Source organism: Solibacillus sp. NPDC093137 (genome assembly GCF_050280445.1).
Classification (GTDB): Bacteria; Bacillota; Bacilli; order Bacillales_A; family Planococcaceae; genus Solibacillus; species Solibacillus isronensis_B.
The window spans coordinates 2,160,572-2,184,156 of sequence record NZ_JBNNVH010000001.1; the positions used below are offsets into that span (position 1 = coordinate 2,160,572).

The 23,585-nt window shown below is 37.4% G+C and carries 12 protein-coding genes; 3 read left to right on the forward strand and 9 right to left on the reverse strand.

Features of this window, described 5'->3' with window-relative positions; translation table 11 throughout:
- Positions 1-236: 236 nt before the first annotated feature.
- The 6 genes from ACQKN3_RS10865 to ACQKN3_RS10890 form a co-directional block, all read right to left on the reverse strand.
- On the reverse strand, positions 237-896 hold the full coding sequence (locus tag ACQKN3_RS10865) for an S-layer homology domain-containing protein (RefSeq protein ID WP_427711319.1): 660 nt from the start codon (positions 894-896) through the stop codon (positions 237-239).
- Positions 897-1,197: 301 nt separating this feature from the next.
- Positions 1,198-4,113, reverse strand: a complete 2,916-nt coding sequence (locus ACQKN3_RS10870; protein ID WP_427711321.1) for an S-layer homology domain-containing protein — start codon at positions 4,111-4,113, stop codon at positions 1,198-1,200.
- Positions 4,114-4,290: 177 nt separating this feature from the next.
- Complete coding sequence (locus tag ACQKN3_RS10875) at positions 4,291-7,062, reverse strand: S-layer homology domain-containing protein (RefSeq protein WP_427711323.1); 2,772 nt, start codon at positions 7,060-7,062, stop codon at positions 4,291-4,293.
- Between the two features lie 32 nt (positions 7,063-7,094).
- Entirely contained in the window at positions 7,095-7,343 is a 249-nt protein-coding gene (locus tag ACQKN3_RS10880) for a hypothetical protein (protein ID WP_427711324.1), read from the reverse strand.
- A 181-nt stretch (positions 7,344-7,524) separates the two neighbouring features.
- On the reverse strand, positions 7,525-10,344 hold the full coding sequence (locus tag ACQKN3_RS10885) for an S-layer homology domain-containing protein (protein WP_427711326.1): 2,820 nt from the start codon (positions 10,342-10,344) through the stop codon (positions 7,525-7,527).
- A 507-nt stretch (positions 10,345-10,851) separates the two neighbouring features.
- The gene (locus tag ACQKN3_RS10890; protein WP_427711328.1) at positions 10,852-12,036 is read right to left on the reverse strand and encodes a chromate transporter; all 1,185 of its coding nucleotides are present in this window, start codon (positions 12,034-12,036) and stop codon (positions 10,852-10,854) included.
- A 241-nt stretch (positions 12,037-12,277) separates the two neighbouring features.
- On the opposite strand from ACQKN3_RS10890, the gene ACQKN3_RS10895 reads away from it, so the two are divergent.
- The 3 genes from ACQKN3_RS10895 (at position 12,278) to ACQKN3_RS10905 (ending at position 16,002) form a co-directional block, all read left to right on the forward strand.
- Positions 12,278-12,958, forward strand: a complete 681-nt coding sequence (locus ACQKN3_RS10895; protein ID WP_427711330.1) for an amino acid transporter — start codon at positions 12,278-12,280, stop codon at positions 12,956-12,958.
- Complete coding sequence (locus ACQKN3_RS10900; RefSeq protein WP_427711332.1) at positions 12,958-14,388, forward strand: HlyD family secretion protein; 1,431 nt, start codon at positions 12,958-12,960, stop codon at positions 14,386-14,388. The genes ACQKN3_RS10895 and ACQKN3_RS10900 overlap by 1 nt, the downstream gene beginning before the upstream one ends.
- A 138-nt stretch (positions 14,389-14,526) precedes the next feature.
- A complete protein-coding gene (locus ACQKN3_RS10905) occupies positions 14,527-16,002 on the forward strand; it encodes an S-layer homology domain-containing protein (protein ID WP_427711334.1) in 1,476 nt (491 codons plus the stop codon).
- 50 nt (positions 16,003-16,052) lie between these two features.
- On the opposite strand, the gene ACQKN3_RS10910 is transcribed toward ACQKN3_RS10905, so the two are convergent.
- The 3 genes from ACQKN3_RS10910 to ACQKN3_RS10920 all read right to left on the reverse strand — a co-directional run bounded on the left by ACQKN3_RS10910 (position 16,053) and on the right by ACQKN3_RS10920 (position 23,225).
- A complete protein-coding gene (locus ACQKN3_RS10910; RefSeq protein WP_427711336.1) occupies positions 16,053-17,618 on the reverse strand; it encodes a sensor domain-containing diguanylate cyclase in 1,566 nt (521 codons plus the stop codon).
- Between the two features lie 313 nt (positions 17,619-17,931).
- Complete coding sequence (locus ACQKN3_RS10915) at positions 17,932-19,497, reverse strand: sensor domain-containing diguanylate cyclase (RefSeq protein WP_427711338.1); 1,566 nt, start codon at positions 19,495-19,497, stop codon at positions 17,932-17,934.
- A gap of 194 nt (positions 19,498-19,691) precedes the next feature.
- The gene (locus ACQKN3_RS10920; protein ID WP_427711340.1) at positions 19,692-23,225 is read right to left on the reverse strand and encodes a chitobiase/beta-hexosaminidase C-terminal domain-containing protein; all 3,534 of its coding nucleotides are present in this window, start codon (positions 23,223-23,225) and stop codon (positions 19,692-19,694) included.
- Between the last annotated feature and the right edge of the window lie 360 nt (positions 23,226-23,585).

Sequence of the window (23,585 nt, forward strand, 5' to 3'; positions counted from 1 at the left end):
TGGTGGTTCTACTTTCCACATGATTTGTTCCACATTTCTCAACAAAGGTTCTACTTTCTGACGGCAACCGGCTAATATCTTTTACGGGGGCCACTTTCAAGCACAAACTTTCTCCTTTTGCATAAGAACTTTCCATTTCTTCTCTGCCCTCTATCTCAATATTTTAATCTCTAAATTTCCCCATAAAAATACACTTGAGCTTATTCAAACTCAAGTGCATTCGTCAAAACGCTTCCTTATTCTACTCCAATAACAATAAAGTCATCTGAAGTCGCTTCGATAGCATTATATAAAAATGTTGCTAACTGGGCGCGTGTTAATTTCATATTCGGGCTGAATGTTGTAGCAGTCGTACCTTTTGTAATTCCGTAATCTACTAATGTCTGGATGTATTTCTTCGTTGCAGTATCCGTTAACTTATTGACATCGGTAAATTTCGTCTTTGTAGTAGTAGATTGTTCCAACTCAAAGCCGATCGATAACATTTTTGCTAACTGAGAACGAGTCAATGTTGCGTCAGGACGGAATTCATTGCCATAGCCGTTTACAATGCCCGCTTTATTTAATGCAGAGATGGCCTTGTAATATTTGCTTGATGTTGGAACGTCCTTAAAACCTGGATTGGGTGCTGTACTATTTTGCAGATTTAATGCATTCGCTAAATATAATGCCGCGTCCCCACGTGTAGCCGATTTACCTGGCTCGTAAGTTTGACTCGTTACGCCTGAAATAATGCCTTCATTATATAAAGAAACTATTGCGTTTGCATGTGAATTCGTTTCTTTTACGTCGGTAAATGGATTTGTAGATGCCTGTACTGAATGGCCACTTATTATAACACTCGAAATAATAACAAGTACCGCAGTAAGAATTGAGCCATAGAAAAACTTATTCATTTATTTCAACCCTTCCTCTAAAACTAGTTAGCATAATTATACAATAGTTTTAGTTTTGTGTAGATGAGAACTTACAGTAGGCATCTCATTAACCTTAACCAATTTTATTAGAAAGATTATTGAACATATTCGCTGATTTCTACCCTTTATTAGAACTTCCGATAGCGATATTAGCATTTTCATGTATTTCGGTTGTAAGTTCAACTATATCTAAGCCCATACGGCGTCTATTTATTAGAAGACTAAATCATCATAAAAAGGCATACATGCAATCAAACATGTATGCCCTTAAACCTGCAACCTAATTCGTTCTTAATGTTGGAGTTAAAGTGAATGTATCGACTACCGCATTGCCTGCTTCATCAACTACATCCTCAATTCCTGCACCTGGGGTAATCGTAACGGTCGTACCTACATCTTGATTTGCAGACAAAGTAACCTTTACAATATTGCCTGACGTCGATCCTGCTACTGATGCAATTCCGACCGTTGCTCCTGCAGCATTTACAATTAAAAATGAATCTGTATCAAGACCGCTTACATTCTCGCTAAAAGTAAGCTCAATTTGGTTTGCTGATGTAAATGCAGCGGAATTTAATACCGGGCGAATATTTTCATTCAAATTGACTTCAGTTGTTATGTTCGGCTGATCTGCAATTGAATCTTTCGCTTTCACATTTCTAATCGTTAATTCACGCGGTCCAGTTGTCGTTGTTTCATTTGGCGATAGTGTCAGAATAACCGTATCCAATGCATTATTCAGAACTTGCGCATTTGCAATCTTTGCATTTGGAATAGAATAATTGCTTGCATTAGCTGCTGTTGTTGCATCCAACACATGGTTAAACTTCAATCGTACTTGGTTGTTCGTTAACGTTGAATCTGTCACTGAAGTTGTAACTGTCGGCGTATTCAATACATTTTCATTGTTTGAATAATCCGATGTACGTTGGAAAGTGACTAATTTATTTGCCGTATTTACGCCATATGCACTATCTACTTCTGTGAATGATAATGTCACATTGTACGTTGCATTATCCGCATCACCTGTACCGAGTAAATCGTCCAGTTTTACACGCACTACAGCACGATTGCCGTTTTCTCTATACTCTGGCGCTGTTGCTGTTCCGTTGAATGAATGTGTAACTCCGCCTTTTACATATGTGCCGGAAGCGGTTACACGAGATGCATTCACTAAATCCACTGGTTTGTTTAGTGTAATATTTAAATACTCGAAATTACCTTCTCGTGTTACAGAAGTTGTCGCTACTTCAGGTGCAGCTATATCAAGCGTAAACGAATGAGTAGTCGCAAAGGTATTCGTTTCACCTGAAATATCTGTAATTGTTTTGCCCGCTGCTGTGCCAATATTATATACACCGGTTAAATCATTTGTAGCAGTTACAATAAATGAACGATCATCCCCAGGTACTGCATCAATTGCCGTAATCGCATTTGCCGAATTCCCTAAACGTAACTCCAGATCACCGATTGCCGGTTTTTGAATTCGTTCTGAGAATGTCAGCCTGAATGTTTTCGGGCCTGTTTGTGAAATGCTTGTTAGCGTTGGTTTAACTCCATCAGCCCCGCCCATTGCAAAGCTTGTCGTTAACGGGTTTGGTGTACTGAAGTTTCCGGCAATATCACGCAGTCCTGCAAATGAGGCAGTCACTTGTGTATTTGCGGCTAATGGCTGACCATTTACCATCGCATTTGATAAATCAAAGTCTGCATACGTAGCACCCGCAGCGATTTCTCCAGTAATACCTGTTACATTCGTACCGTTGGCAAGTCTGAATGTAATACTGCTGTTACTAAATGCGCGCAAAGGCTCTGAGAACGTAACGCGAACTGTTTTCGCATCTCGGTTTACTGTACTTATTAACGTTGGTGCCACTGTATCCGTACCAAAATTGACGATGTCATCATATGGAGTAACCGTTGTACCGGCTGTATTTTTTACATTGTTTACTTTTACAAGATAGCGTCCTGTTAAAGCTGCCGAACCGTTTGTAGAGATTGTCAATGTACGGCCATCTTCACTTAACTGCCCTCTCGAAAGAGTAACGGCACTATTGTCTACAGCCGAAACCGTTACATAGTTTGCCAATTGTGCAGATGTTAAGCTGGCAGGCAAATCTACTCTTTGATTGAATTTCACTTCAATTTGTCCACCATTCAGTGCCTTCACCGATGCGACTTTCACTTCTGTAACCACATACGTTACTTTCGCTGAATAATCTTTACCGTCAATTTTAAATTCAACAGTTGTTTCCTCATTTTCAGGAAGATTATTTTCTAAAGTAACTTCATGTTCGGAGTTGTCGCTTAATGTGACTTTCAATTTATTTGCTGCAGTAGCTTCTGCTGATTTAACTGTTAACACAACATTATATGTTACAGAAGTTGCATACTGCTTACCGTTAATCGTAAACTTAACCGGTGTTTCTTTACCGGCTTCCAGAGGAGTATCCAATTTTACTGTATGTTCCGTATTGTCCGTAAGTGTAACTTTTAATGTTGTAGCGTCAACGACTTCAATCGCTTTCAACCCTTCACCCGGTACTTCCACTTGTAGCAATTTGTACAGGAATGAAGAGAACTGTCCACGTGTTGTGTTACCTTTCGGATTGAAGTTCGGTACACCTGTTACATTGTAGAAATCTAATACTCTAATTGCTGAACGTGCCTCTGCCTTTGCCCTATTATAATCAATGACATCCTCATTAAAATCTTGATCCATAACATGTCCTAGGAAGTCAAAATTATTAATATTCGTATAAGCGCGCACTAAAACAACCGCCATATTTTCACGTGTAATCGGATCGGCCGGTAACAGGTTTCCGTTACTTCCGTTAAATACACCGTTGTCTTTTACTAATGCCGCGTATTGCAATAGCTCGTCCTGTGATGTGCTGCGCAAGTCTGAAAAGCGCATATTTGTTTTATAATCTGAAGGAATTTTATAACCTTGTGACACTAAGTATTTACCTAATAGTTTTACAACATCCGAACGTGTCAATGTACGATTTGGTTTAAATGTGCCATCCGGATATCCTGAAATGATGCCTTGGCTTACAAGTGAATCAATTGCACGCTCATGAGTATTTCCTGCTGTGTCCGAAAAACTGGCCGCACTTGCCGCCGGAACAATTGCTGAAGCTACTAATGTCGCAGTAGCTGCCGTCGTCAAAAACTTCTTATACTTTTTCTGCATCTTTATTAACCTCCTAGTTTGTAAAACAATTAAATATATTGCCTCTTCTTCAAACTTGCTTACAACCTTTGCATTTCCACTAATTATTTGAATATAAACATAATTTAGTTAAAATGACTAAAAAGTATTATAAATATATAAAAAAGCATATCTATCGAAATAGATATGCTCCAAAAATTAGTAGTTAATATTCGTAGGAACGGTAAATTGAATCGGTGATAGGACTAACTTATTATTTGCATAGTCACTTACCGTTGAAGTGGCCGTTTGTGTAATTGTAACAACTTGGTTTGATTTTAACGGTTGGGCTAGTCGAATTGCCACCTGCTCGTTAGTAGTCGAATAAACTTGTGAAATCGGCACAGCTAAATCGCCCACTTTAACCTCAAACGAATGATTCAAAGCATTTTTAACTGCTTCATTAAATGAAAGGGTAATCGTATCGGTACCTGTAATATTGTGATACACATATTGCGGTGCGATATTTTCATTTAAAAAGACCAGTTCTGTTTTAGGCTCCATTGTTACGACTGAATTTAATGCCCGTAAATTGCTGATTGTTAAATTCGTACCGCGTGATTGGGCAATGTCTTCCTTAATCGTTAAATATACTTTGTACGGTTCATTATGTTTAACAACTGCTTGTTGAATTGTCAAACCGTCCAAAGTATAGTTTTGCAGGTTCGATGCCGTATTACCGTCCACATGTGTAGAGAATGTAACGACAATTGTTTTATTGTCAATCACCGTGCTCTGTCTAGCATTATATGAAGTTTCCACACTTAAAACGGAAAGCTTTTCTTCATTTTGCGCATAATCCGAACCACGCACAAAATTCACTTGGTAGGCCGGGTTTACCGCTTGTCCATATTCACTCGTAACTCCAGTGAATGTAGCACCCACTGAATATGTGTAGCCCGAAGTAGTTGTCACGCCAGAGCCAGTTAAATTGCTTAAACGAACACGGACTGTTTTGTCGTTCGTCGTTGATTTTTCAAGCTGTCCGACTAAGGATTTTTCTAACGGATACGTATACCCATTTAAAATATAGTTGCCTGTCAGCGACACCTGAGCAAATGCCGCCGCTTCTACATTACGGTCAAATGTAAACTCTAAATACTCGATCCCTTTATCTTTTACAACATTTGTACTAACAACAGATGGAATTGTCGTATCCGCTACAAAGTTATACGCAGTTGAAAATACATTCACTTCCCCGGAAACATCGGTAATATAACGTCCAGGCGTTGTCGATATTGTAGTATAGCCATTTAAAGAACCATTCGTTGCCACAATATAGGAATTAGCATCATCTTTATCTTTCACAACACTCGTAATTCCTGGTGAGTACGTATTTTGAGCAATCGTAATATCTGCGGGTACAATTGCACGAACTTCCTCAGAAAATGTTAATTTGAACTTTTTTGCACCAAGTTGCGTAACATTTGTTAACGTTGGTACAACCCCATCCTTATTCCCTTTCGTAACGAAAGTTGTTAAGGGGTTCGGTGAGGAAAGATTGTTCGAAATATCAATGATTGTTCCAAATGTAATTGTAATAGCTGTGCCTGGTGCCAATACTTGTCCACGAGCTGTAGCAGCGGATAAATCATAAATAACTTCTGTCGCATTTTTTTCAATTGTCCCTTGTACACCTGAAACAACCGAACCATCTGCAAGTTTAAATTGAGTTACTCCAATCGGATTTGTAACGGGTTCTGTAAAAATTACTTTTACTTTAGTAGCCGAAACGCTTTCTACTTTCAAAACTCCCGGTGATGTTTTATCAGGGATGAAAGTTGCAATATCATCATACTTAACAAGCTTTTTCGATGTTGCAGATTCAATACCGTCAACTACGACTCGGTAGCGTCCTTCAAGCCCGGTAGTTGCATTAATTGTCACCGTCAAAGTGCGCTTATCTTCACTTAATTGTCCTTTTGACAGTTGTACTTGTCCAAGACGATCGATACCTGTAACCGCTACAAGTTTATTGATGGCTGCTGTATTTAACTCTGCACCCAGTTTTACAGGCTGATTAAATGTAATCGCAACTTGCCCGCCATTTGGATTTGTAATAGAAGCGATTTTCAAATCCGGTACTTCAAACTTCACTTTAGTAGTAAATGTTTGTTCATTAACATCAAAAGTAACTTCAGTTTCAACATTTTCCACTAATGGTGTTTTTAATGTCACAATATACGCCTTATCATCAGAAAGCGTAACACGCAGTTTGTCAGCTGCTTGTACTTCTACTTTTTTTACTGTTAAAACAGGCTTTTCCGGTTCAGGTTTAGGTACTTCAATTTGCAGCATATTATAAAGGAATGTTGCGAATTGCCCCCTCTTTGTCGGATCTTTCGGATTGAATGTTTTTTGCTTTGTTACCGCATAGTAAGCCAGCGTTTCAATAGATTCCTGGTGTTCTGTAGATGTTCTGCTTAAATCACTAATATTCGATTTATAGTCAGTTTCTTTCATTGCCTCTACATAATCAAAATCATTAATGACTTTAAATGCGCGCACTAAAACAGTCGCCATCTGGTCACGGCGTAACTGATCACGGTGCATAAGTGCCCCGTTACTCCCTTGGAAAACTCCAACATCCTTTACTAATGCCGCATACTGCAACAATTCATCCTGAGATTTCGCCGTTAAATCTGTAAAACGCATTTTCGTTTTATAATCTTTCGGAACTTCATGACCTAATGAAACTAAATATTTCCCTAACAGTTTTACAACATCTGAACGCGTCAGGTTTTGATTCGGTTTGAATGTTCCATCCGGATATCCTCCGATAATGCCCTGCTCCGATAGTGAAGTAATCGCATTCTCATGACCACTGCCTTTAATGTCCGAAAAAGAAGCCGCACTAGCTGCAGGAACGACAGCCGTTGCTGCTAGAACAGCTGCTGTTGCAGATGCTAGAAATTTAGTATGAACTTTCATATGTAACTCCCCCAATATTTAAGTTGATAGTTTTATATATGTAATAACTTTATTTGATTATGACAAACTTCTGCTATAACCAAAGGAGAGCTATCTGAATAAACCGTCTGATCATTATCGATTAAAGCAAATTCTTCAACAAGCACTTCTTCATATTTCCAATTTCTAAACAGCGGCAATACTTCTTTACACTGAATTTCCAGGACATTCATTTTTGACTGAAAATAACCTTGTACTTCTAGCAAACACCCATTCACTTTTAATTGGTTAAAAAAATGCATGTACATCCCTCCATAGGGAATATTGTATAATTTTTCCTTGTTTATTACAAATCAACATACTCTAATTATTTATATGTATAAAAAGCTCTGTGGAGAATTCTCCACAGAGCTTAAATTATATAACAATATTTTAACTTATACCCTTATATCATTATTTCTTAAAATAATATTAAGAAACTAATTATTGAGCAACAGTTACTGTTACAGGAGCTACTACTTTATTTTCGGCAACATCTTTAACATCAATTGTGTTTAATGCTTTAATTGTTAAACCTTTAGAAATATCATCCGCTGTAACAGCAGCTTCTAATGTTAATACAAGAGTTGTAGCAGCAGTTGTTTGTGCAGCTGTAGTAATAGTATCGTTTGTTGCGACTTTAACTCCACCAATATTTAGTTCAAAGTCATTTGAATCAATTTCAGCGTTAGTTACTGCTTCTGAGAAAGTAACAGTAATTTTATTAACATCAGTTAATACTGCTTTAGTGATTGTTGGAGCAACATTTTCTTTTAATACTTCAGTAGTATTATAAGTGTCCATTACTACACCATTTTTAGCTTTAACATTGCTGATTGTTACATTTCTTTCACCAGTAAATGTATTAGAATCTGCTTTTAAAGTTAATGTAACAGTTTGTTTACCATCAACCGCTGCATTTAATACAGCTTTTTCTACAACTGTGCCATCAATTTTATAGTTGTTTACATCTGTAGCTGTTGCACCGTCAAGCTCTTGGTTAAAGTTAACAGTTACAGTGTTGTTGTCATCTACAGTGATACCGTTTGTACCAACAGTAGTATCAATTGTAGCTTTTTGGTTTGAATCTGCAACGCCATCTTTATTACGAGTAAATGAAGCTTTTAGTGATGAAGCACCAGCATTAGCGCTAATATCTTCAAACATTGCTACAGTTGCAGGAGTAGCATCAGCATTTTTTCCAGTTAATGTTAAATCATAAACTGCGCCTTCTACATCAGCACCAGCTAATAAATCAGTTAATTTAATTGTTGCAACCTTTTTGTTATCTGCATCTACTACTAATTTAGCAGTTGGAACTGTTACAGTAACACCTGTTGTAACATAATCTTTTACTTTAGTACCAGTTACAGCAATAGTAGATAAAGATGCTGATTTTGTAACTTCTTCATCAAAAGTTAATTCTAGGTATTCAGCATTATCTGTACCTTTAACAATATTAGTTGCAACTAATTTTGGAGCTACTGTATCAGTATCGAAGTTTACAACTTTAGTGAATGCTACACCAGTTTCACCACTTAAGTCTGTATAACCAGCGCTAACAGTAACTGATTTTAAACCAGTTTGAGCTTCAGTTGTTTCAACTTTATATTTAGTTTTGTCATTTTTATCTTGAGTATAAGTTAAAGTTCCAGATACACCTGTAACAGTAGGATTTCCAACTAATTCTTCTGAGAATTTCACTTCAAGAGCTTTGTTGTTAACTGCTTTTACATCAACAACTGTTGGTGCTACACCATCTTTATTACCTTTTTGAATTGTTACAGTTGCTGGGTTAGGTGCAATAATATTACCAGCGAAATCTTTAACGCCAATGAATGTTACAACGATTTCTTTTCCAACTACGATATCAGCATCGCCTAATCCAATAGTTAGTGACTTTTTATCAGCGCTTAATACAGAACCAGTAATTTTTGCTGAATCAATAGCCGTTCCATCAGCATATTTGAATGTTGCTTTAGCTACTAATGATGCAGCATCGGCTTCGTTAACAGGCTCAGAGAAGTTAACTTTTACTTGAGTAGAAGTTACTTTTGTAGTGCCAGTAATTGAAGGAGCAACTTTGTCTTCAAATTTACCAGTAGTAGTTTCGAATTTTTCAACTTCTTTATCTCCAGCTGATTTGAAAGCGCCTTTAGCAATAGCTACATCATAACGACCGTTGAATACTTCAGCCGCTGGAGCTTGTAATGTTAAAGTTCGTCCATCTTCACTTAATGTAGCAAGAGCTGAATTTACAGTAACTGCGCTACCATCTAAAGATGTTAAAGTAATTGTTCCATCAACAAGTGTTCCATTAGATTCGATTACTGTATCTTTCTTAATAGAATTGTTAAAAGTTACTGTTAATTCTTTAGCGTTAATTGCTTTTACTTCTTCTACAAGTAATTCTTCTACTACGTAAGTTACTTTTGCAGTGTATTCAGTTTCTTCAATTTTGAAAGTTACTTCAGTTTCTTTATTAGCTTCTAAAGCTTTTTCTAAAGTTACAACGTGTTTAGATTCGTCAGATAAAACTACTTCTAAAGTTGTTGCAGAAGTTGCTACAGCAGAAGTTAAAGTTAACTCAACTGGTGCTACTTCAGTGTTGATAGTTTTGTTTAAGAATGTAGCGAATTGTGCACGAGTTACTGAGTCTTTAGGCATGAAGTTTTCAACGCCAGAAATACCCAAGTTACGTAATGCTTGGATTGCTTCACGAGCTTCAGCTTTAGCTGTTGCTAAGTCAGCAACTTTAACGTCTTCGATTTCAGCAGCAACTTCTACTAATGTAGTGTCGTTGATTGCTTTGAAAGCGCGGTCTAATACAAGAGCCATGTTTTCGCGAGTGATTTTGCCACCAGCGTTTAATGCACCGTTAGAACCAGCGAAAACGCCAGTATCGAATACTAATGCAGCATATTTTACTAATTCTTGGTCTTTAGCGTCTGCAGCTAAGTCAGTGAAACGAGCTTTAGTTGCATAGTCAGCTGGGATTTCGAAACCTTGAGCTTCTACCCATTTACCTAACATTTTAACAACTTGACCACGAGTTAATTCTTGGTTTGGTTTGAAAGTGCCGTCTGGATATCCTCCGATGATGCCAGCTTCCGCTAATGCGTTAATGTTAACAGCGTGTGAGTTTGTATCAGCAACGTCTGAGAATCCAGCAGCAGAAGCTACAGGAACGATCGCAGATGCTACAAGAGTAGCTGTAGCAGCAGCTGCTACGAATTTAGTATATTTCTTAGGTTGGTTAGCCATAGAATGATTTCCTCCAATAAAAACAATTTTTTATCATTTTAACAAATGTTGTCTCGTATATTACGATAACAATATCTAGTATATTAGTAAGGTTTTTTAATGTCAATGCTATTTTAGGAAATATAAAGGAAACCCACCAATACTAATATTACCAATGCTTTAGTTTTCAGAACTTTAAGTAATTATTATTGGTAATAATTAATTTACATGGTAATAATTAGTTTTATAATATAATTTTCATATTTTTACAAATGGTATTAAAATGGTATTTTTATGATTTCCTAATTAGTATATTAATTACAAATATAGAATTAGAGTTCCAATACCTTCAAATGAAAGTAGAACGTTTAAGCCCAAATGTGGAAATTAGCGAAGAAAAGTAGAATACCTAGTTAAAGAAGTAAAAATTTTTCTATAATAACTAGAACAAAATACGTATAAAGTAGAATCTGGCCTAATAAACACGAAAAAAGCCATCTCGAATGCCAGAGACAGCTTCCCCTTTACCTATAAAAATACCAACCCAGCTACAGCCCCGGTAACAACGACAATCCATGGCGGCAGTTTCCAGTAAGCTAGCATGCTGAATAACACAACGGCTAACCCAAAATCCTTCGCCTCCAATATAGAACTAGTCCAGATTGGAGTATATAACGCAGCAATTAAAAGCCCAATAACAGCTGCATTCACACCCATGATGGCACCTGTAATTTTCGGATGGTTACGTAGTTGATCCCAAAACGGCAGTGCACCAATTACTAAAAGAAACGCCGGTAAAAAAATTGCTACTGTCGCGACTACTCCACCTTGCCAGCCATTCATGACCGTCCCTAAATAAGCGGCAAATGTAAAGAGAGGACCTGGTACTGCCTGTGTAACACCATACCCCGATAAAAATGCTTCTTCGCTCATCCAGCCTGTTGGGACAAATTCCTTTTCCAGTAATGGCAGCACTACATGTCCCCCGCCAAAAACGAAAGAGCCTGAGCGGTAAAAACTATCAAACATTGCTAACCAATAAGAACCTGTCGCCTCTTTCAACAAAGGCAAAGCTACCAATAAACTAACAAACAAAAGAAGGCAAAACCCTCCAACCCGTTTAGAAACAGGAAAGAGTGAATGCCCCCCTGCCCCGTCATTCTTTTGTTTCAGCAATAAATACCCTATACATGCGGCAATTATAATTACCCCGACTTGACTAAAAGCAGTTTGCCAAAGAAGTGTCACAAGCAAAGCGAAAATGGCTATTGCCTTCCTTTTCAGGTCGGGTGTCAGACTTTTAGCCATCCCGATAATGGCATGTGCAACAATCGCTACCGCCACAATTTTCAAACCATGAATCCACCCCGCATTTCCGACATCAAACCCTGTCATGAGTAATGCAAATGCAATAAGTGCTACAACCGAGGGAAATGTAAACCCTATAAATGATGTAATTCCCCCCAGTATTCCAGCGCGCATAATTCCAATGCCGATTCCCACTTGGCTGCTCGAAGGCCCGGGCAGAAACTGACAAAGCGCAACTAAATCCGCATAGCTTTTTTCATCCATCCACTTTCTTCTTCGTACATATTCTTCATGAAAATATCCTAGATGAGCAGTCGGTCCCCCAAAGGATGTCAGCCCTAATCGTGTTGAAATAAAAAATATTTCGAGAAGTGATTTGATTCGATTTTGCTTCATAGAATTCATTGCTAACTCCTTAAGCCTCTTTTTTAGTGTACTCTTCTATATTTAATCTTTACCTTTTCTAAAAGTAGCACTTCTCTCTCGCTTCATATAGCCTATTTCTCATAATTTACATACTTTTTACACTTACTTTGCAATAAGGTTTATAATGAAACTATATTTTCTATTACACTGTTAATATATGTGTTATTTACTCCAAATTAGGGTATTAAGCATATGTTAATAAAAATATTGAGGTGAATTTATGTTCGAGTACAAGTTTTGGCATCATCTTTCACACCCATCGCAACTCATACATAATATTGAACGTAGCGAAGATCAAAGACTTATAGGGTATCGGAAAATTTTGCTGGCTATTTTTGGTTTTACTTTACTGTTTTTTATAGTCCGCAACTTCTGGGGGATGAATACAACCGACTTAACAGCATTGCTGGTAAATGGTGAAGGAGATTTATATAGTTTCGCTCGACTGATGTCATTAATCGGTGCGATTCTGGCAGGTATTTTATTTTTTATCATTCATTATTATGTCATTACATATTTGATTCATTTATTGACAAATATCGATTACGGCTGGATTCGAAAGATACAGCTATATGTCATCTTTTTCATTGTTCTTGAAAAACTGCTGACGGTGATTATCTTTGCAATAGCAGGATATTCTACACAGTTCACTATGTTTTCATTGGCACCTATGATGGCATACGTACATTATCATGACTATTTATTGTTCTTCCTGAATCAGCTAACAGTCGCATCGATAATAGCGGTATGGATTCAATACATATTTTTATCGAATTGGACAGATCGACCGAAAGCGTTGCTGTTTAAGTTAATACTTATTCAAATCGTATTGGCATCGCTTGTTGCGTTATATAGCATTCTTCCTGTTTTAACTTGGATCGAAGGGTGGCTTGGTCTGTAATGCGTATGACAAAAAAAGTAAAGATATTTAGCGCAGTTGCCTTAGTGTTTGTTTTGGTGAATGGTTATTTACTGTTAAAAGACAATGATATTATTATGAAAAACTACTATATTAACAATGTGCAGTTTGCAGTAGCCGATTATCATGAAAAAGTTCTGGAAACGGATGCTGTTGTTGCAGCGAAGCAGGAACATTTCATCGCAGCGCCTGTACAATCAATTAGCGAGGTGCTCGTTACACAAGGACAAAGTGTTAGCCTGTTAACGGAGCTTGCCATTTATAAACCGGAAGAAGCTGAACGTGAAATTTCACGTCTTGAGACAGATCGCGACGCTTATCAAAACGAGCTATCAGAATTGGAAAGAATCGTTTCAGACTTACAATCCGAAAACAGTTCTTCCTCACCGAGTACAGCAACAGACTCAACAACACTTGGCGATAATGAATTATGGAATATTAATTTAACACTGGAGCTGGGTATTGAACAAAGCACGCCAACAGCAGAAGGTATTGCGATTATTCAACGTTCCATTGCGGAAACGGAGCGTCAAATTAGCATTTTGGACAGTATGATTTCCCAGTTAAGTAACAACAATTCTTTGACTACACCAGTGGACGGAATTATTAAGGAAATTGTTCTTGAAGGCGATTCGATTATTTTCCAAATTCAATCACTTGAAAAGAAATTTGTTGCCTATGTGGAACATGAAGACTGGAAGGAAGTCGAAATCGGTCAAAAGGCTTCTGTTATTTTGAATGAAGGCAAAGAAGATGAACTGGTCATTGATGGAGATGTACTGGAGAAACAGCAAATACCAGCACGTGATTCCATTGCGTTTAATGAAATGAAAAAGAACGATAAAGTAAAGCCGGATGATACGGTCTATGAAGTTAGCATCGAACCAACTGACATGTTAACGGAAACACCGATTGGTATACTTGCAGATGCGACAATTACGACATTTGAAGCAAATGACAGCTTCCAAGTAAACGAGGATTGGCTTGTAAAATATGAACAAGACTATTCAGGAAACCTTATTTATACAGTAGGAGAAGATGGGAAAACAAGATTAGAACCGGTTGACCTACTATTCAAGCATAAAGCGGAAATAAAACAAGAAGAGTTTATGTATGGCGAACCGATTGAGGAAAACATCGAAGAAGAAGGCCTTGAAGAGGATGCCATAGTTACTGAACCGCGAATCCAAACTGTTGAGCTGGAAGATTCCAAGAAAGAGGACGCTGCTAAAGATGAAGATTTAGAGGACACGGCTGTATTTACAGCTCCTATCGCACCACAGCAAATCTTTATTGACGGCGACGAAAAGAATCTGTTCGCCCCTACATTCAGACCGTACCCATTACATACGTTTGAATGGACATATGTTGATGCGACATGGAAAGATGCTCTTTGGTATTTAATTAAATAAAATATAAAACGGCGGGAACATGCTCTTCCCGCCGTTTTATTATGATACATAACACCGTGTTTTGTTGCCTTTCAGTACGGGTAAAGACAAAAAATAATAGACACGGAATATAGAATTTTAATAAAGGAGTCGAAACGAATGAAAAAAAGAATTACAAAAAGTTTCATAGTGACTACCCTGCTCGCTTCCGCATTATTTGTAGCAAGTGATGACGTCTTTGCGAAAAAGACGTTTTATGATGTGGAAAACAGCCGCAATTCCCATACGGAAGCTATCCAATATTTAAATAACCTAAATGTGTATGATTATAAATCCGGCAACCAATTTAATTTCAGCAAACCTGTTTCACGCGCAGAAGCATCAAAAATTCTCCAGACGATTCTTTCAAGCGATTCGGCCCTTTCCATTCCAAAAGTTCGTTCTTATGATGGAAAGTTTAAAGACGTAACGAATTCCACTCCTTTTGCACAAGAGATTATTTGGGCATATGAATCAGGCATTTTTGATGGGGATGAATACGGCAATTTCAATCCGGATCAGCCAGTAAAACGCTCACATCTGTCAAAGATATTAGTAGAAAGCCTGAAATTAAACGGCGGTACGTCAGTCAGCTTTAAAGACGTCTCAAAATCCAGCTGGTACTATGACTATGTAAATATTTTAGCGAGCCACGGTATTACGACCGGCAATGAAAAAAATCAGTTTTTACCGAATAATAATGTCACAAGTGCACAAATGGCAACATTCCTATATCGGGCACTCAGTTTCAAAACGACCGGTGAAGTAATCAGCGAACCAACACCTCCAGCTGCTGAAAAACCCGACACAGCTATAGCAAATTACAATAGTGAATATGACTTCGCTTGGAAACAAACAGGCAAAAATCTGGACTTTGAATTAGAAGGTGTCGACAACAATAAGATAGTTGCACGATATATGACAAAACAAGGAAAAAGCTTCTTTGCTGCACAAGATCTGCAAATCGGTAAAAATAATGCAAGCGATGTAAAAGCGAAGTACGGAACGAAAAATGCAGATGTGCGTCGCGGAAATGTAATCTATAATACACCTGCTTCCAATGAATATAATTTCTATTTGATAGATGACTATTACGTAACGTTTTTCTATGATATTCATAAAAAGAACGTCATTCGCTCAATTCTTTATGTCCATAAAGACTCTGAAGTGAATAAAGATGGCTATTACGGTGATATATCGGATACGCAAAAACATTCTGAACAGCTGATGGTTGAGCTGATGAACCAGGCACGTGCTGCTGAAGGGGTTAGTCCGCTTACACATTCACCGCAATGGGCATCGATTGCACGTAAACACAGCAAAGATATGATCGATAACAACTATTTCTCTCATACAGGTCTTTCAGGAACAACACCGTATGACCGTATGATCAGCGGCGGTATGAGCAAATCCGAACTTAGAACTTGGGGCGAAAATATTTCGTATGGTCACTACAATGTGATTTATGCACATGAAGGCTTTATGAATAGTAAAGGACATCGTGATAATTTATTACAGCCTGCCTATAAAAATGCAATTGTAGGCTTGGAGTACAGCAGCAAAAAGAGCCCTTACTTTACGATTAATTTCTATTAAACTAATAAATCCAGTCCCTCTTAATTATAAAGAGAGACTGGATTTTTAAATTATGCATTTGTTACTTCCACACGGTTTCGCCCGTTCTTTTTCGCTTCATATAGTGCTGCGTCCGCTTTTTCCAATATAATTTTTGGCTGATCCCCATGCAACGGATAATTTGCGATTCCGGCTGAGAATGTAATTACTTCCCCTGTCGGACTAATAAGTCGGGAAATTTCTTTGCGGAGTGCTTCTAACCGGCTATATGCATTACCTACCGTCTCTTCAGAAAGCAGGAGTATAAATTCTTCCCCACCATAACGGCAAGCTAAATCTTCTTCACCAACAACTTCTTTTAATTTACTAGCTATAAATTGCAATACCTCGTCTCCTATAGTGTGACCATAGGAATCATTAACTTTTTTAAAGTAATCAACATCTAAAATGACTAATGTATATGGTTTTTGCTGTTCGGTCCATAAGTGAATTATTTTGTCAAAAGTACGGCGATTTAAAAGCTTTGTTAACGGATCCGTAGAGGATTCTTCTTTAAGTGTATTAACTTGTCCATGCAAAATTGAAAAGCTTTGAATAAGGGCTTCCCGAATATTAAACACTTCAAAATACCATGCGCGAATGTCTTTGAGCTTGTTCATCTCCTGCTCCTGTGCACTGTTCCCTGCTATTTCCGCCATACTTTGAAGCGGACGTACAATACGTGTTGCCAGTATAAAGACGAAAATAGTTGAGAGAAGAATAAATGGCAAACCTCGCGCAAAGACTTCCGATACTTGTTTTCCAACGGCATTTATTGCTTCATCATACGGGGTTTGAACAACAATTCCCCAGCGAGTTCTTTCTGTGGAGCTATACCCAGCAAGCATTGGCTGATCAAGAGTATTGACAATTTCCTTTGCACCGCTTTTTTCCTTTATCAGATTTTCTACAACCTCATTTTGTGAGACATTTTCCCCTAGTCGTGCTTTATCCGGATGATAAATGATCTTTCCATTTGTATCCACAACATATACATAAGAACCGTTTTCATAAGGGTGCCGGCCTAAAACCATTTCAAAAATATCCGACTCATGCAAATAAATCGTCCCGTTCACTACCCCTTTAAATATACCTTCTTTATTATAGACTGGCATGGAAAGCAGAATAATTTCACGACCAGTCGGCGACATATAAGGATTGGTAATATAAGCCGTACGTCTTTTTAGCACATCAAGCCCTTCATTTGATGTTACCTTACTACCAGCCAGACCAAGATTTTGTGGCGCATTGACTAAAATATTCGCATTCGCATCTACAACAACGACAGAACTAAATGTGTTTTCCTGCGAATAAAGACGGTTAACCTCTTGTTGCAGGGTTTCCATATTATTAAAGTCCTCACCAATTTCTGCTGCACTATAACGCATAACCCTTTTTGTATCCCCGATAAATTGGTCAATAGTTTCAGATAATTTCAAGGCATATACCCGGTTATTTTCCAATGCCTGTTCTTCCATAAACTTCACATTTCCTTGATAGCTAAAATATGTACTAACAATTACAGAAAGAAAAAAGGCGAGGGAAATAACCGCGACTATTAAGTATTTTAGTTTCATATATTTTTTTAAAGAGATCATGCATTTCTCCTAAAGAATAGAATAATTTTAAGTTTTAAACACCTATATTTTGATCAAAATTTATACTTAAGCAGAATAAAACTAATTAAAACATAAAAAAAGCTTAATTAACACTTAAAAAAATTTGTATAATTTTAGCATACCATTCTTTAGTGATTTATCAATTAACTAGAACACCCTTTATAAATTTGAATAATTTTCACCATTCTTCTGTACAGATTTTTCAATCCCTATAATATAAAAAACTCTACCCAGCAATGCCATGTAGAGTAAACAGTTCCACTTAATTTTTAAAGAAGACTGGATTTTTAAATTATGCATTTGTGACTTCTACACGATTGCGCCCGTTATCTTTCGCTTTATATAAGGCTTCATCAGCTTTTGCTATAATAGCCTTTAGTTCGTCACCATGTAGCGGATAATTTGCCATACCAGCTGAAAATGTAAGAGGTTTTCCTTCAGGACTGATACTTTGCTGAACATTTGCTCGAAGCGATTCAACGCGTTCATAAGCATCTTCAATCGTTGTTTCTGTAAAGACAAGAATAAATTCTTCTCCCCCGTAACGACATGCTAAATCATCTTCTTGTAACGATTCTTTTAGTTTACTTGCTAAAACTTGCAGTACCTCATCCCCTGCAATATGACCATACATATCATTTATTGATTTAAACCAGTCTACATCCAACATAACGAGCGTATAGTCTTTTTGCTTCTCAGTCAGTACTTTGATTTTCTTTTCAAAAGTATGGCGGTTCAATAGCTTTGTTAATGAATCTGTTGATGTTTCTTCTTTCAGTGTATTCACTTTCCCATGCAAAACCGAAAAACTACTGATGAGTGCTTCCTGTATTTTATATACCTCGTAATACCAGGCCCGGATTCCCTTCAGCTTTTTCATCTCTTGATCTTTCACACTGTTTTCTGTGATTTCCGCTATTTTTTCAAGAGGACGAACAATATGGCTGGCCAATAAAAATACGAAAATTGTTGAGAATATAATAAAAGGTAAACCAATTTTAAACACACTTAGCACTTGTTGCCCTACCATACTAAGCGCTTCATCATATGGTGTTTGGACAATAATCCCCCACCGTGTTTTTTCACTTTGGCTATACCCTGCGAGTACTGGCTGGTCAAATGTATTAACAGCTTCTAAAGCACCACGTTTTTCTTTTAATAATTGAACAACTACCTCGCTTCTGGAAGCATCTCCCCCTAATCTTTCTTTTCTAGGATGATAAATAATTTTCCCTCGAGTATCGACAACATACACATAAGATCCATTTTCATAAGGATGTTCACCTAGAATCGATTCAAAAATATTGGAGTCATACAGATAAATCGTGCCGCTCAAAACTCCTTTAAATTTGCCCGATTCATCATAAATAGGCATCGAAATGGTAATGACTTTACGTCCTGTAGGTGAAATATATGGATCTGAAACAAAAGGTTCATGTTTATCATAGTTTTCCAGTCCATTTATGGATGGAACCTTCTTACCTGCTTCACCGAGAGATTGCGGTGCATTCACCATAATATTGCCTTCCGCATCAACAATGAGAACAGAACTAAATGTATCGCCTTGTAAATAAAGACGATTTGCTACTTCCTGCGATTTGTTTATATTTTCAAAGTCATAAGCAATCTCTGCTGCACTATAACGCATCGTGTTTGTTGAATTAACAATAAATTTATCGACTGTTTCCGCTAATTTCAGCGCATAAACCCGATTATTTTCCAGTGTCTGTTCTTGCATTAATTTCATATTTCCTTTGTAGTTGCTGTAAACACTGATTAGCGTTGAAAGTACAAAGGCAAGGGCAATAACTAATATGAATAAATATTTTAATTTAATGAAATTTCGTAACGAAAACATTACAATCTCCTAGTCCAAATATAGGTAGATATATTTGATTTAATATAATTGCTAGTATTATAACATAGCAGGACTAATTCCATATCAGCATATGCAACATATTTATGACAATCTTGTTAGAAATTTATGTATTGAACCAGTAAAAAAGCATCACCAAATCAATTTTCCAATTTGGCGATGCTCCCCGTTATCTATTATTTAAATTCAATTGTTTCTGGTGATGCCCCTTTTGTATACGTAATATTCGCATCGGATGGCAAATTGCGTATTTCTTTCACATGATTACCTTCAATAATGATTTGATCGATTTTTGTTCCTTTAAAATCAATAATCGCATTTCCTTTTTTCGGACTGATCGTTACAGTTTTGTCTGCAAACCCTGTTCCATGGAATTCGGCATATTCACTAAATACCGCAATGCCGTTTTTAATAGTTGTATTTTCTCCTAATGTAAGTGAAATACTTGGGCGGTTCATAATTAACTTGCCTGTTTTATAGTTTTTATAATTGTACTCGTTTTCCGGTACGATTGGCTCCGGTGTTTCTTCTTTACCAGATTTCAAATCAATTTGGACTAATACCGGATCGTGGTCAGATGCACGGCCCTGTGCTTCAGTAAAGTTCGCATTAATATGAATCATATCAATCTCTGTTACTTCTGCAAGATTGTTAGAAACTAAAATATGATCAAGCACTTGGTTATTTCCTTGGAAATAGTAGCTGAAGCGATCTTCCACAGGAGCTTTGTCCACCATATTCGTTAAAACGTTTCCTTTTAATGCTTCAAGAGCCGGTGTGAATTCAAAGTCATTCATATCACCTGCTACAACAATGTTTACGTCTGGTTCTTTGGCAAGTCCTTCAACAATAAAGTCATTGATTACTTGTGCAAGCTCGATACGCTCTGCTTCAGATCCTAAAACTGGTGGCTGTGTTGGACCCCATAATGAGTCATCTCCGCCTTTAGAATTTAAATGTGCGCCAATAACAACAATTCGCTCTTCCTGGAATTCAAATTCTGCCGCAATTGGTTTACGTGTATCTTCAAACTTTGAAGGATTCACAAAACCTGGATTCAATGCAAGACTGCCTTCTTCGGTCCATGCATTCGCCTGAGTACCAGTTCCTCTTGTTCCGCCAACAAGTGAAACTCGTTCCGGGTTGTATAAGTATCCTACACGGATATTTCCGCCAGGCGCACCACCACTTGTATTATTAATCGGCATAACATCAATCCAGTCATACTGAGGACCACCCGCTAGTTTAATCTCATTAATTAATCGCAAGTAACTTTGTGAAGCATCAGCATTCCCTGAATCTGTTTGTCCGTCATTATCCTGTACTTCTACTAATGTAATAATATCCGGCGACTTCATGTTGTGTACAAATGTCGAAGCAATTTTTGCTGCTTTTTCATCGGATGTATTATCTTTGTTATTAGAAAAGTTTTCGATATTGTAAGATGCAAAGTTCAGCTTATCAGCTACCGGTTCAAGATGTGTTACTTCCTGCTGAATATTCGCCTTTGTAACTTCCGGGAAAACTTTATTCGTATTCAGTCTATAGCCATCTGAGAAGTTTTCTACAAATCCGATCAGCGCATCATTAAAGCGATCGCCTGATTCATAGTTCTTCCCTGATACGCCTTCAAGCATAATCTTTTCAGGATTGTAATCATCGGCAGCAATATTTAGACCGCCATTGGCATTAAACGTATTATTTGTTGTGCTAGGAACGACGATTGGCGAATCATTGTTATACATTGGTCCTACTACTCTTGCATCCGTGAATGATACAAGCATATATTCGATTGACTCCCAGAAGTCGATTCCGTCTTCTTGAGGGTCAAAAATTGCAAAACTGTCATTATCGATAATTTTATTCGGTGGTAGTAAATCTTCACCGATAACTAGTGTTTCAGGAATCGCAGCTGTACCTGTTTTTTCAATCTTATTTGCAGCAATTTGCGTATCTTTCAACCGCGTATTGCCACCAGCCTCATTTACAGTACCCGTTACTTTCACTACGTCTCCTATCGTTACACCATGCGAAGACTTGTTCACTTTAATCGCAGTTGATTTAACTCCATCAAACGGTGTATTTTCCTGCATAATGAAATTTGAACCATCAATTACAAATGTAACAATTCCATCAACATCATTCACTTGTAATCCTGCATAAGGCGAAGTATGACTTGCTCCTTGAATTTCACTGATCGTCGCATTTTCCAGATTAATGATTTCATAAACGAATGTTGCAACCGCGCTGCCAGTTAAGCCTTCTTTAACTCCAATAGCTTTAATCGTCATCCGGTCATTGATTGTAATAGGTTCCGTATATACTGCACTAGCTGTAGTAGGTAGTGAACCATCCACTGTGTAATAAATTTTCGCACCTTCAGTAAGTGTAGATAGTGTTACACTCGTGCCGGCTGTTACGTAGCCTGAATGTGAAGCTTGGATATCCTGTACTTTAGACGTATCTTCAATAATTCGGATTGGAAGAAGTTGATGGTTTGTAAACTGACCAACAATCCCTGTAATTTCTCCGTACGTTTTTCCACTTACTAAACCTGAATCTCTTAATTTATCATAAATTGCAAATGTACCGGCTGCATCTGATCCAGTAAAGTTTTGCCCTGAACCGGTAATCGCTATATCTTTTAATGTTACTAATCGCGATTCATTATCTTCTGCAATTCCAATACTTGTTACAACTTGCGGCTCTGGTAAAGTCGCCGCTGATTTACTAATAAGAGAAATTTTCGTTAGCTGTTTAAGACCACTGTATTCATCAACTTTCCCTTGAACAGAAACAAAGTCTCCCACATTTGCTGAAAGGCTGTCCGCAGGGTAAATTGCAATCGCCGCACCCGTTTCGTCCTGAATATGTGCTGTCGCTGATTCTAGTTTTGCTGTGACAATTCCCGAAACGATTACTTCTTCGCCGATTGCCTTATTGCGTGCCTCTTCAATTGAGATAGCTGTTGGCGCTGTTTTGATCGTGTAATCAAATGTTGCAACTTCGCTATTTGCCAAGTCTGATGCTGTCGCGAATGCCTTAATTGTCATCGCTTCATCAACAATAATACCTGTCGATCCATTATAAACCGTGCTTTCTGTCGTCGGTTCAGAACCATCAGTTGTGTAATAAATCGTTGCATTTTGAGTAGTCGTTGATAGTGTTACATTTGTTCCTGCATAAATTTCGCCTGTTGTCGGAGAAGCTTTGATAGATGCTACTTGTGTCGGCTCTTCTGGATTAGGTGTATCATTACCAACAAACTGAATGAAACTAGGTGATTTTAATCCTGCATGGTTACCAAAATATTTTTCCAGTGAACCTGTTATTACTACTTTTTTACCAAGATTTCCAGGATTCGTTTTTAACCCAAATTCGGCTCTAATTGAAGCAGGTGAATTTGGCAATTGAACGTAGAGCATTTTCGTTACATCGGTTTCACCCGGTGTGTCCGCGATAGCAATATTCGTATCGGTTTCAGCTTCTACTACATAAGAGGTTTCACTTTTCGCAAACCCTACAATATAACCCTCTACTGTTACATTTGGCTTAACTGAAGCTGGATTAAACTGACTGATTGCATCTCCAACTCCAATAGCACCGGTTGTTTCTGCCTTCACAACCGCAAAGTGAGGTAAAATCATGGATAATACTAGTAAAAATGATAAAACAATTTTGGAAACATAATTGAGTCCATTATTCTTCATTTGTTAAGCTCCTTATAATTTATTTTTTATATCTCAAAAAAAGCAAACCCTACTTTATTTAGTTAAAGGGCTTGCTTTGGGAGATTAAATGAACTTCTTGCTTTTGAAACTTCTCTTATAATAGGAACGCTTACTTACACTATTACACCATTTGAATATTAAAGTTATATTTATCCAATATTTAAATTTTATTAAATTTCAGAAATATGTAGTAGAGTAATTTCTCCTATCATACTAATTAGGGTCTTATTTCTTATAAATAGTATCTACTTCGTATATAGTTAATTCTACTTATCCCCTAAAATTTCTACATTCATTACCTATTACAGCTAGCTCATCTAAATTATGTTAGATATGTCC

What these genes read in the sequence shown, in the direction of transcription:
- ACQKN3_RS10875 (WP_427711323.1), bottom strand. Translation starts at nt 7,062, where the DNA reads ATGAAAGTTCATACTAAATTTCTAGCATCTGCAACAGCAGCTGTTCTA.
- ACQKN3_RS10880 (WP_427711324.1), bottom strand. Translation starts at nt 7,343, where the DNA reads ATGCATTTTTTTAACCAATTAAAAGTGAATGGGTGTTTGCTAGAAGTA.
- ACQKN3_RS10905 (WP_427711334.1), top strand. Translation starts at nt 14,527, where the DNA reads ATGAAAAAAAGAATTACAAAAAGTTTCATAGTGACTACCCTGCTCGCT.
- ACQKN3_RS10920 (WP_427711340.1), bottom strand. Translation starts at nt 23,225, where the DNA reads ATGAAGAATAATGGACTCAATTATGTTTCCAAAATTGTTTTATCATTT.
- ACQKN3_RS10910 (WP_427711336.1), bottom strand. Translation starts at nt 17,618, where the DNA reads ATGATCTCTTTAAAAAAATATATGAAACTAAAATACTTAATAGTCGCG.
- ACQKN3_RS10915 (WP_427711338.1), bottom strand. Translation starts at nt 19,497, where the DNA reads ATGTTTTCGTTACGAAATTTCATTAAATTAAAATATTTATTCATATTA.
- ACQKN3_RS10895 (WP_427711330.1), top strand. Translation starts at nt 12,278, where the DNA reads ATGTTCGAGTACAAGTTTTGGCATCATCTTTCACACCCATCGCAACTC.
- ACQKN3_RS10870 (WP_427711321.1), bottom strand. Translation starts at nt 4,113, where the DNA reads ATGCAGAAAAAGTATAAGAAGTTTTTGACGACGGCAGCTACTGCGACA.
- ACQKN3_RS10890 (WP_427711328.1), bottom strand. Translation starts at nt 12,036, where the DNA reads ATGAATTCTATGAAGCAAAATCGAATCAAATCACTTCTCGAAATATTT.
- ACQKN3_RS10900 (WP_427711332.1), top strand. Translation starts at nt 12,958, where the DNA reads ATGCGTATGACAAAAAAAGTAAAGATATTTAGCGCAGTTGCCTTAGTG.
- ACQKN3_RS10865 (WP_427711319.1), bottom strand. Translation starts at nt 896, where the DNA reads ATGAATAAGTTTTTCTATGGCTCAATTCTTACTGCGGTACTTGTTATT.
- ACQKN3_RS10885 (WP_427711326.1), bottom strand. Translation starts at nt 10,344, where the DNA reads ATGGCTAACCAACCTAAGAAATATACTAAATTCGTAGCAGCTGCTGCT.